This window comes from Paenarthrobacter sp. TYUT067 (assembly GCF_023656375.1).
Classification (GTDB): Bacteria; Actinomycetota; Actinomycetes; order Actinomycetales; family Micrococcaceae; genus Arthrobacter.
On the sequence record NZ_JAMOIT010000021.1, the window covers coordinates 80,229 to 91,695 of the forward strand.

At 62.8% G+C, this 11,467-nt stretch carries 9 protein-coding genes; 5 read left to right on the plus strand and 4 right to left on the minus strand.

Annotation, left to right across the window (positions count from 1 at the left end; translation table 11 throughout):
- Positions 1-3: 3 nt before the first annotated feature.
- From MOD31_RS17960 to MOD31_RS17970, 3 genes are all read left to right on the plus strand, one after another.
- Positions 4-1,515 (plus strand): aldehyde dehydrogenase family protein, encoded by a 1,512-nt coding sequence (locus MOD31_RS17960; RefSeq protein ID WP_250821266.1) that lies wholly within the window; start codon positions 4-6, stop codon positions 1,513-1,515.
- Entirely contained in the window at positions 1,516-3,168 is a 1,653-nt protein-coding gene (locus MOD31_RS17965) for a GMC family oxidoreductase (protein ID WP_250821267.1), read from the plus strand.
- 144 nt (positions 3,169-3,312) lie between these two features.
- Positions 3,313-4,875: an APC family permease gene (locus MOD31_RS17970; protein WP_142936875.1), complete on the plus strand. Its 1,563-nt coding sequence runs from the start codon at positions 3,313-3,315 to the stop codon at positions 4,873-4,875.
- A gap of 36 nt (positions 4,876-4,911) precedes the next feature.
- On the opposite strand, the gene MOD31_RS17975 is transcribed toward MOD31_RS17970, so the two are convergent.
- The 3 genes from MOD31_RS17975 to MOD31_RS17985 form a co-directional block, all read right to left on the minus strand.
- Positions 4,912-6,198 (minus strand): glycosyltransferase, encoded by a 1,287-nt coding sequence (locus tag MOD31_RS17975; RefSeq protein ID WP_250821268.1) that lies wholly within the window; start codon positions 6,196-6,198, stop codon positions 4,912-4,914.
- 4 nt (positions 6,199-6,202) lie between these two features.
- Positions 6,203-6,832 (minus strand): TetR/AcrR family transcriptional regulator, encoded by a 630-nt coding sequence (locus MOD31_RS17980; protein WP_223941630.1) that lies wholly within the window; start codon positions 6,830-6,832, stop codon positions 6,203-6,205.
- 62 nt (positions 6,833-6,894) lie between these two features.
- The gene (locus tag MOD31_RS17985; protein ID WP_250821269.1) at positions 6,895-8,112 is read right to left on the minus strand and encodes an acyl-CoA dehydrogenase family protein; all 1,218 of its coding nucleotides are present in this window, start codon (positions 8,110-8,112) and stop codon (positions 6,895-6,897) included.
- Between the two features lie 133 nt (positions 8,113-8,245).
- Here MOD31_RS17985 and MOD31_RS17990 point away from each other — a divergent pair, with 133 nt between their 5' ends.
- The gene (locus MOD31_RS17990; protein ID WP_166841203.1) at positions 8,246-9,964 is read left to right on the plus strand and encodes an AMP-binding protein; all 1,719 of its coding nucleotides are present in this window, start codon (positions 8,246-8,248) and stop codon (positions 9,962-9,964) included.
- A gap of 42 nt (positions 9,965-10,006) precedes the next feature.
- Positions 10,007-10,516: a MarR family winged helix-turn-helix transcriptional regulator gene (locus MOD31_RS17995; RefSeq protein WP_024819327.1), complete on the plus strand. Its 510-nt coding sequence runs from the start codon at positions 10,007-10,009 to the stop codon at positions 10,514-10,516.
- A 23-nt stretch (positions 10,517-10,539) separates the two neighbouring features.
- Here the strand turns inward: MOD31_RS17995 and MOD31_RS18000 are convergent.
- Positions 10,540-11,467 (minus strand): HNH endonuclease (locus MOD31_RS18000; RefSeq protein WP_250821270.1); only part of this gene is annotated, 928 nt, incomplete at its 5' end.

Genomic DNA, 11,467 nt, shown 5'->3' on the forward strand with positions numbered 1-11,467 from the left:
CGTATGACCCAAGCCACATTTTCCGATTCCGCCTCCACACTTTTCATCAACGGCGTGTGGGAACCGGCCTCTTCCGGCGCGGTGCGCGAGATCCGCAACCCGGCCGACGGCGAACTGGTCGCCACCGTCTCCGAAGCCGGCCGCGAGGATGCCGAGCGAGCCATTTCCGCCGCCCGCGCAGCCTTCGATTCCGGCGTGTGGGCAAACGTCCCCGCTCCCGAGCGCGGCGCTTTCCTGCTCAAGGTCGCCGCGGAACTGCGCGAGCGCCGGGAAAAGTTCGCCCGCGCCGAATCCCTGGACACCGGCAAGCGAATCATCGAAAGCCGCATCGACATGGATGACATCGCCGCCTGCTTCGAATACTTCGGAAGGCTCGCCGGGCAGTCGGCGGGCCGCGTAGTGGACGCCGGGGACCCCGCCGTCGTGAGCAAAATCGTGTACGAGCCCGTGGGCGTCTGCGGCTTGATCACGCCGTGGAACTACCCGCTGCTGCAGGCAGCCTGGAAGATCGCGCCGGCACTCGCGGCTGGTTGCACGTTCGTCCTGAAGCCTGCCGAGCTGACCCCGTCCACCGCCATCCTCGCCATGCAATTGCTGCAGGACCTGGGTCTCCCGGACGGTGTCGCAAACCTGGTGACCGGCGCCGGCCCGCAGGCAGGCGCACCACTCTCTGAGCACCCGGACATTGATCTGGTCTCCTTCACCGGCGGCCTGGAAACCGGCAAGCGCATTGCCGCCGCCGCAGCCGGCACGGTGAAGAAAGTGGCGCTGGAACTGGGCGGCAAGAACCCCAACGTCGTGTTTGCTGACGCTGACTTCGACGCCGCCGTCGACAACGCCTTGAACGGCGCCTTTGTGCACTCAGGCCAGGTCTGCTCCGCCGGTGCCCGGCTGGTGGTGGAGGAATCCATCGCGGAGCGCTTCGTGGACGAGCTGGTCCGCAAGGCTCAGGGCATCCGCATCGGAGGCCCGTTCGATGAGTCCGCCGAAACCGGGCCGCTGATTTCCGCTGCCCACCGGGAGAAAGTGGACGCTTACGTTCAGCGTGGCGTGGCTGAGGGCGCGCGTCTGCGGTGCGGCGGTGCGGCTCCCGAAGGCGAAACGTTCGACGCCGGCTTCTACTACCAGCCCACCGTTCTGGACCGCGTCAAAAGGGGAATGTCGGTAGTGATCGACGAAGCTTTTGGCCCGGTAGTAACAGTGGAAACGTTCCGCACGGAAGACGAAGCCGTAGCCACCGCCAATGACACCATCTACGGACTGGCGGGCGCGGTCTGGACCCAGGATGCCGGAAAGGCCCAGCGGGTTGCGGGCCGTTTGCGCCACGGCACGGTGTGGATCAACGACTACCACCCCTACCTTCCGCAGGCCGAGTGGGGCGGTTTCGGCCAGTCCGGCGTAGGCCGCGAACTCGGCCCCACGGGACTGGGCGAATACCAGGAAGCCAAGCACATCTACCAGAACACCAGCCCGCAGGTCACCGGCTGGTTCGCAGACCACGGCAAGGAGAAATAGATGCACGTTGACAACATCCAGAACCTCAGCGAGCGCGGGTTCGATTACGTCGTCTTAGGTGGAGGATCTGCCGGAGCTGCCGTCGCTGCACGGCTCAGCGAGGACCCTGCCGTCACCGTGGCCCTGGTGGAGGCGGGTCCGGACGACCGCAACCTGCCCGAGATCCTGCAGTTGGACCGGTGGATGGAACTGCTGGAATCGGGGTACGACTGGGACTACCCGGTGGAACCGCAGGAAAACGGCAACTCGTTCATGCGTCATGCGCGCGCCAAAGTCATGGGTGGCTGCTCCAGCCACAACTCCTGTATCGCTTTCTGGGCTCCCCGCGAAGACTTGGACGAGTGGGAGTCAAAGTACGGTGCCACCGGCTGGAATGCTGCTGCCGCCTGGCCTTTGTACCAGCGCCTGGAAAGCAACGAGGACGCGGGTCCGGACGCTCCCCACCACGGCCACGACGGCCCAGTGCACTTGATGAACGTGCCCCCGGCAGATCCAGCGGGCGTCGCGCTCCTGGATGCTTGCGAACAGACCGGTATCCCCCGGGCGAAGTTCAATGACGGCACCACTGTGGTCAACGGCGCCAATTTCTTCCAGATCAACCGCCGCTCGGACGGGACACGATCTTCGAGTTCCGTCTCCTACATCCACCCCATCATCGATCGCGAAAACTTCACGCTGCTGACCGGCTTGCGGGCCCGGCAACTGGTGTTCGACGCGGACAAGCGCTGCACCGGCGTCGATGTTGTGGACTCGGCCTTCGGCCGGACGCACAGGCTGAACGCGCATCGCGAAGTCATCCTGTCCACCGGCGCCATTGATTCCCCCAAGCTGCTTATGCTCTCCGGCATCGGTCCGGCCGCGCACCTCAAGCAGCATGGCATCGAGGTTCTGGTGGATTCCCCCGGTGTGGGCGAGCACCTGCAGGACCACCCGGAAGGCGTGGTGCAGTTCGAGGCCAGGCAGCCCATGGTGCAGACGTCCACCCAGTGGTGGGAAATCGGCATCTTCACCCCCACTGAAGAGGGCCTGGACCGGCCGAACCTCATGATGCATTACGGCTCCGTGCCCTTCGACATGAACACCCTGCGCTACGGCTACCCCACCACGGAGAACGGTTTCTGCCTCACCCCGAACGTCACGCATGCCCGTTCCCGCGGCACGGTTCGCCTACGTAGCAGGGACTTCCGCGACAAACCCATGGTGGACCCCCGCTACTTCACCGATCCCGAGGGGCACGACATGCGCGTCATGGTGGCAGGCATCCGCAAGGCCCGGGAAATCGCGGCTCAACCAGCCATGGCCGAGTGGACCGGGCGGGAACTCTCCCCCGGCATCGAGGCCCAGAGCGACGAGGAGCTGCAGGACTACATCCGCAAAACACACAACACCGTCTACCACCCCGTTGGCACCGTCCGCATGGGGCCTGCGGACGACGAGATGTCGCCCCTTGATCCTGAACTGCGCGTCAAGGGCGTCACAGGCCTGCGCGTGGCAGACGCCTCCGTCATGCCGGAACACGTCACCGTAAACCCCAACATCACCGTGATGATGATCGGCGAGCGCTGCGCCGATCTCATCAAAGCCCGCCTCAGTGCCCATCGGACGGAGGAAACCACGACGGCGGAAGCCGGCTTTAGCTTGTCCCACGCCTAAGAAGGCGCCTGCTTTTAGACCAACGCAACAAAAAATGGGGGAAACGGCCGTACGCACACCGTGGTGCCCGGCTTTTGATATCCACTGCGTCCAATGGCGGCCGCGGGCTATCACCATTCATGCATGTCTGAATTAGGAGTTCGAATGTTAGAACCCAGCAAAATAGGACCCTGCAAGAGCGATGCAAGCGGTATGGACGAGTTTGGCTACGCCCAAACCCTTGACCGCAGCATCGGAAAGTTTGCCAGCTTCGCCGCCGGCGTCAGTTACATCTCCATCCTCACCGGCGTTTTCCAACTGTTTTACTTCGGATTTTCGACGGCGGGACCCGCCTACGCGTGGTCGTGGCCCATTGTTTTCGTAGGCCAGCTCATGGTAGCCCTGTGTTTTGCGGAACTGGCCGGCCGATACCCTGTGGCCGGTTCGGTCTATAACTGGGCCAAAAGGCTTTCCACGGGAACGTGGGCCTGGTTGGCGGGTTGGTTACTGCTGCTCTCCTCCATCATGGCGTTGGGATCTGTTGCCTTGGCCCTCCAAATCACGTTGCCGCAGATCTGGAGTGGCTTCCAGCTGGTGGGCGATGGCACCGGCCCCTACGACTTTGCGGTCAACGGAGTCATCCTGGCTAGCATCATGATCGGCATTTCCACGCTCATCAATGCCTTCGGCGTAAAGCTCATGACCATGATCAATAGTGTGGGCGTTTTTGTGGAACTGGTTGCCGCTGTTCTGCTCATTGCGGCGCTCATGTGGCACTCGGTGCGGGGACCTGAAGTCCTCCTTGATACCGCTGGATTCGGTCAAGAACATCCGATGGGCTTCTTCGGAGTATTCCTCATCGCCGCCATGGCTTCCGGCTACGTCATGTACGGATTCGACACCGCCAGTTCCCTGGGTGAAGAAACCAAGGACCCCAAGAAAACCGCGCCCCGCGCTATTCTCCGCGCTGTCACGGCATCCTTCCTCCTGGGAGGTTTGCTCCTGCTGGGCGGAATCCTGGCGGCCCCCGATCTTTCCGATCCCAAGCTTGGAGCGGCCGATGGCGGGCTGCAGTACATTGTGCTGTCAGTGCTGGGTGGCCCCTTCGGCAAGGCGTTCCTGGCGTGCATCGTGGTAGCTGTTGTGGTCTGCACGCTGGCCGTGCACGCGGCAGCTATCCGGATGATGTTTGCCATGGCCAGGGACAACAACCTTCCCTTCAGCCGTCAGCTCAGCAAGGTGCATCCCACCCGCAAAACCCCCACGGTGGCTGCAATCGTCATCGGTGTAGTGGCAGTGATTCCCCTGATCGTCAACATCTCCCAGCCAGCCATCTTCACCATTCTGTCCAGCATTAGCATCGTCCTGATCTATCTGTCCTACCTCCTGGTGACCGTGCCCATGCTGCGGCAAAGGTTCCTGAAAAAGTGGCCCCTGAAGGACGACGAGACAGAACCGGGATTCAGCCTCGGCAAATGGGGTCTCCCCGTCAACATCCTGGCCGTGCTGTGGGGTGGCGCCATGACGCTGAACCTGGTCTGGCCTCGACCGGAGATCTACAACTCAGTGCCGCCGTTTGAGTGGTATCTGCAATGGGGCGGCGTCATGTTCGTTGCCGCGGTGATCATCGGCGGAACCCTGCTCTACCGTCTCCGCATCAGGCACCACACCGGAGTTCTGGCCGAGCATGCGGCGGCTGGACCACGCATCTTGACTCGCGTGCAATGAGGAGGCCGGCGTTGGCTCCTGCGCTTGGTGAAACTCCTAGGAGCGCTGGCGTGGCTGGTTCGGCTTGCTTGCCAGGGACCCAAGTTCTTCCACCAGCCGGCTGGACGCAAGCTCGGCAGTAATGGACGAGGAAAGTTGGGCAGCCGCGAGCCGGTAGCTGTCCCGTTCCAGCACTTCCGCCACTGCACGCCGGATTTTCTCCGCCGACGCGTTGGGAGCCAGCCGTACGCCGGCACCGTGGTGGACGATCCTGGCTGCTGTGTCGTCTTGGTCCCGTCCCATGGGCAGGCAGACCATGGGCACGCCAGCGGCAAGGGCTTTCAGGGCAGTGCCGTGCCCGCAGTGCGTCACCACCAAGGCAGCTTTATCCATGATGGGTCCGTGGGGCGCCGCACGCACCACGCTCACGTTGCTGTTGGCCGTCAGCGCATCCGGGTCGATCATCGGTCCGGTGGTCACCACCGCCCGTACAGGCATGGTGGAGAGAGCATCGACAATGCGTTGCAGCAAGTCTCCCTGGTTCTGGAACGTCGAACTGAGGCCCACAAGAATCAGGGGCCGAGCGTCATCCTCTGACCAGGGCGGGACCCATGGCACTGCCCACTGAGGTTCGTCGAGCACCGGCCCGGCGTAGCTCACATTCGCCGGCACAAACGGCGATGCGTAATCAAAGGTGGAACTGGAGAGCACAAAAATACGATCGACACCCAGGACCTGATCATAAAAGGACTGAAGGGGCCGCAGCCCGTGGCGGTCGCGCACCTGGTTGAGGGCCGGCAATCCCTTGGCGAAAACCCGGTTTACGAGGGCGATGAGCATGGCGTCGCGGACACGTCCGGGAACGCCCTGCGCCAAGGGGAAACCGGCGGCGATCGGCGGAACGCCGCGCACGGGCAGCGCCCAGATATTGGGCATCACAGCGGCTACTGGCAGCCCGGCTCCTTGCGCCGCGATCATAGCGCCAAACATGAAGTAGTCCGCCATGAGCGCGTCTGGTGAATAGTCGCCAATCTGCTCGGCCGTCTCGCTCGCCACAAGCTCCGCGGGTCCGCCAATGAGCCTGTCACGCATTCTTCGCAGGCCTTCGAAGGGCGTCCGCACCTCCCAATCCTTCACCACGTCCCCGGACGGATCGTTTGAAGTGCGATGGGGAGCCCGAACCCATGGACTGAACGTGGCACCCACCGCGGCCACCTGGGCGCGCAGGGTTGGGTCGGCCAGAACCTTTACCTGATGGCCATTCTCAATGAGTCGCCTGGCAACTCCGAGCTCCGGCGCCACGGCTCCTCCCCCGTCCCAGATAGCGAAAAGATAGCGGCTCATGTTCCTAATCCTTTCCGGCTGAACTTTCGGATGAACGTTTCTCCGGACTCCCACCCAACACTCCGTGGACCAGCCGGAGGATCGTTGCTTCAGTCTCCGTCCTGGACTGCCCAAGGTCGCGGCGCAGAAGCTTCCAGAGGGTGACGTCGGTGGCAGCATAGAGCGCCAGGACCAGCCTTTCATCGCCGGTCACACCGGGGATCAGCGTGCGTTCGATCCACTCACGGTGACCTGCCCGGGAGATAGTGAGCAAGTGGTCGATCGCAGGCACGCGACCTTCGAGTTCAAGCATGCGAATGTTGGCGTTGCCCATGGTCTCGTAGCGGTCCAGAAGCTTGGCGATTGCTCCGTCAGCATCTCCGGGCGTAGCTTCGCGGAGGGCGTCCTCACCGGGTTTCTGCCAGTCGGCTACCGCGAACGCGAGTTCGTCCTTGGTTCCGAAGTGGCGGATGACGGTCTGCCTGGACACTCCCGCGATTTTGGAGACGGCATCAATGGACACCTGGTCGTAAGGACTCTCCAGCCACAGCTCGTAGGCGGCGGACAGTATCCGCTCACGGGTTGCGGCAACGGCTTCCTGCCTTGCGTTCATCCGATAAGCACGCGGCCCCGACTCCCGATCAGGCGCTTTCATGTTACATAGTGTAACACGAATAGGATCTGCACGGTGGCCGAGAAAACACCGCCGGCGGATCCCTAAACGAACGCCGACTTCCCCGTGACCGCCCGTGCCACGATCATGGAGTTGATCTCGTAGCTACCCTCGTAGGTGTAGAGGATCTCGGCGTCACCAAAGAGCTTGCCCATCTCGTAGTCCGTGGTGATGCCGTTCCCGCCCAATAAAGAACGGCCCATGGCAACGGACGCGCGGGCGAGCCGGGTAGTGGTGGCCTTGCACATGGCCGCCTGCACCATTTCGAGTTTCCCGGCCTGCTGGATACGGGCGAGCTCCACCATCATGGACAGCGAAGCGTTGGCATTGCCCAGAATGTCGGCAAGCTGCTGCTGGATGAGCTGAAAGCGCGCCAGCTCCTTGCCAAATTGTTTGCGCCCCAACGCGTAGGAACGGGCTATGTCAAAGGCTGCCAATTGGATCCCCGCGGCCTGCCATCCCACCCAGGCACGGGAATCGCGCAAGAGATCATTGGCGCGGGAGAACTCAGTGGCGCCGGGCAGGAGGTTCTCCGAAGGAATGCGGACCTCGTCCAAGACAATGTCCGCATTCTGCATGATGCGCAGGCCGATCTTGTTCGAAATCTTGGTGGCCGCATACCCGGGGCGGTCGGTCTCCACGATGAAACCCTTGATGTGCCCGTCGGATTCATCACGAGCCCAAACCAAGGCGAAGTCGGCAATCGTCCCTGCCCCTATCCAGCGCTTGGCACCGCTGATGACCCATTCGGCGCCGTCGCGCCGCGCCGTCGTCGAGAGCCCTCCGGCGATGTCCGAACCGTGGTCCGGTTCGGTGAGTGCGAAGGCGCCCAGCTGGGTGAAAGCCTCAAGCCCGGGCAACCACTTGCGCTTCTGCTCGGGGGAACCTAGCTCATCAATCATGCCGACAATGAGCTCGTTGTGGATCCCCACCAGCGCTGAAAGAGACACGTCCGCGCGGGCCACCTCGGTGTACATGAGGCCCTTGAAGAGCTTTGAGGAACCGTCGGTTTGAAGCCCGCCCAGCCCGAACTTAGCCATGTCCGCCAGCAGCCCGAACGGAAATTCCTCCCGGTTCCAGTAGTCGATGCTCGCAGCCCGGATCCGCGCCTGCAGGAACTCCCTGACCTCCAGGTACCGGGCACGCTCCTCCGGGGGGAGCAGGTCAATAACATGCATCAAGTCCGCCTCCGGGTAAGGAGGCAGGATGCGTTCTGATGCCGCACCGTTGGTAACGGTGCCGGCAGCTTTTTCGTCGAGCATTAGACCCCTTCGTCATGTCCCGCATAGGCTCTTCCAAACCCTTGGATGTCCTAGTATATTGCAAGGTGATGTGGATCACTAGGCGGGATGCTTCGGCGAAGGTGCCAGGGAACCCGAAAGCGAAAGGTGGACTATGACAGTCACAGACGACTTCCGTGCGGCCCGGGACAGGCTGCTGGAACTGCGCGAAGACTACAAACTGGCTCACGCCGAGTTCCAGTGGCCACGCTTTGAGGAATTTAACTTCGCCCTCGACTGGTTCGACCAGATCGCGGCAGACGAGACCAGAGGCAACAAGCCCGCGCTGGTGATCGTGGAACAGGACGGCAGCTCCACGCGCCGCACGTTCAAGGACCTCTCGCAGCGCTCCTCCCAACTCGCCAGCTGGCTGCGCGACCAAGGCGTCAAACGCGGCGACCACATGATCATCATGCTCGGCAACCAGGTTGAGCTGTGGGAACTCATGCTGGCAGGCATCAAGCTGGGCATTGTCATGATCCCCACCACCACCCTCATGGGCGCCCGCGATCTTCAGGACCGGGTGGAGCGCGGCGGTGCCACCTGGGTGGCGGTCGGGAGCGCAAACATCGGCAAGTTCGCCGACGTCGAGGGCGGCTACACGCTGATCGAGGTCGGATCCGAGAGAACCACCGCCGAGGCAAGACAGTACGCAGACTCATACGACGCCGGTACGGAATTTACGCCCGACGCCCCCACCCTCGCTGATGACACATTACTCCTCTACTTCACCTCCGGAACCACCTCGCGCGCCAAGCTGGTGGAACACACGCACACGTCCTATCCGGTGGGTCACCTGTCCACCATGTACTGGATTGGGCTGGAGCCTGGCGACGTCCACCTGAACGTCGCCTCTCCCGGCTGGGCGAAGCATGCTTGGTCCAACGTCTTCACACCGTGGATCGCCGAGGCCACCGTCTTCATCTACAACTACCAGCGCTTCGACGCCGCCGCCCTCATGAACCAGATGGGCAAAGAAGGCGTCACAAGCTTCTGTGCCCCGCCCACCGTCTGGCGCATGCTCATCCAAGCCGACCTCACCCAGCTCACTCACCCTCCGCTTAAGGTGGTCTCTGCCGGTGAGCCACTCAACGCGGAAGTGATCGGCCAGGTGGAAAAGGCCTGGGGCGTCACCATCCGCGACGGATTCGGTCAGACCGAGTCAACGGTCCAGATCGCCAACACGCCTACGCAGCCGGTCAAAATCGGTTCCATGGGACGGCCGCTCCCCGGATACGACGTCGTTCTGGTGGACCCGGTCACCGGGGAGGAAGCCGACGACGGCGAACTCTGCTTGCGCTTGGACCCCCGGCCCGTGGGGCTCATGAAGAGCTATTTCGGGGACGAAGCCAAGACGGCCGAAGCATTCCGGGATGGTTACTATCACACGGGCGATATGGCCAGCCGGGACGCCGACGGCGTCATCACCTATGTGGGGCGGGATGACGACGTTTTCAAGTCCTCCGACTACCGTTTGTCGCCCTTCGAACTCGAAAGCGTCCTGATCGAACACCCCGCAGTGGCCGAAGCCGCCGTCGTTCCTTCGCCTGATGCCGTGAAGCTGTCCGTGCCCAAGGCGTTCGTCGTGTTGGCCGCGGGCTATGAACCCGGGCCCAAGGTTGCGGAGGACATTTTGAAGTATTGCCGTGAGCATTTAGCACCGTTCAAGCGCATCAGGCGGCTGGAATTTGGCGAACTTCCCAAGACGATTTCCGGCAAAATCAGGCGCGTGGAACTTCGCGGAACCGAGGTCGCAAGGCACGGCGACGGCCCACTGCCCTCCGGATTGGGCGTGGAATACACGGAGGAAGAGTTTCCGAACCTGAGAGACTAGCCACCCGGGACACTAGGCCGATCATGTAACCGAAGGAGGCCCATGGGCACCCCACTCCCCCGCGACCCCATCGCCGACGCCCAGCGCAACTGGGAACGGCATGGCTGGGGCGATGTCGCCGCGCCCATGGCCGCCATCACTGCGATCATGCGCACGCAACAGATTCTGCTCGCGCGCATCGAAACAGTTCTGAAACCGTTCGGGCTGACGTTCGCGCGCTACGAACTGCTGGCGCTGCTGAGTTTCGCCCGCAGCGGCGCACTTCCCATGAACAAGGCCAGCGCGCTGCTGCAGGTCCATCCCACGTCGGTAACCAACGCCGTGGACCGCTTGGAAAAAGCCGCCTTGGTGGCTCGTTCCCCGCACCCAACAGACGGCCGCACCACCCTGATCGAGCTCACCGCAGAGGGCCGCACCTTGGCGAAGAAAGCGACGGCGGCGCTTAACGCCGAGGTTTTCGGCAAGTCCGGCTTTGGGCCCGACGACGTCGATCACCTTATCCGCGTCCTGGGCACCTTCCGCAGGGATGCCGGGGATTTCACGGAGGAATAGAGGGTTCACACCCTCGAAGCGTTTTACGTCCTGGAGGGCTGATGCCCTGGAAGGGGTGGGGCTTTGGATTGATAGGTGTGACCGGTGGGGGTGCGGATTTCCAAGGTATGGACGCTGTAGTTTTCGCCGGGCAGGGATGTAGTGCTCCAACCGGGGTGTTCCTTGGTGTGATTGCACGCCTCGCACAACCCCGCGGCGTTGCTAAGGTTCGTTTTCCCTCCTGAACGCCACGGAACCACATGGTCGATATGCCGGATGGGCGCATCACAGTAGGGCGTCCGGCAGGTATCGTCGCGAGTCTCAACGAACCGCCGTAACCTGCCGGTGAAGAGCCGGGCTTTGGAATCGGTGGCAAGGAGTTCTCCCGTGGACGGTGCTGTGTAAAGCCGGCGAAGCCACACAGCGAACTCTGTGTCCTGCGGTGCCTGTGCTGCCTGTCCTGCCCGTGCCTGTGGTTCGTCCACTGCCCGCCCGGAACCGGGCCGCGGACTTGGGCTTCCACCCGGCCCCAAGTCGAGCAGTTCCCTCCCCCACTCTGCCGGGACGATTCCGTACCCCTTGAGCCGGGCCGGTTCACTGTCCCCTTGAAAGAGCGTCCGGTCGGTCATGACAAGATCCAGGTTTATCCCAGAAAACCCACCCGGCGTGCCGGTGACGCGTTCAACTAGGGTATCGGCCATAATCTGGCCACGGGTCGGGGCTACTCCACCAGACCCGACACCCCCACCAGTACCAGCACCACCTGTGGAACGGGAGGTATCAGCGACCCGGGTCAACGCAGCATAAACCGCCACCCCCTGAGCCACCGGCAACAGCGCCGTCAGGTACGTCATGGTGTCCGGCGCCGGACGCAAACTCACCATCCGCTCAGCAGCGGCACGACTGGCACGACCCACCACCGACCGCGGATCCCGCCGATACGCAGCAGCCTTCACCGCCGCAACAATCGCC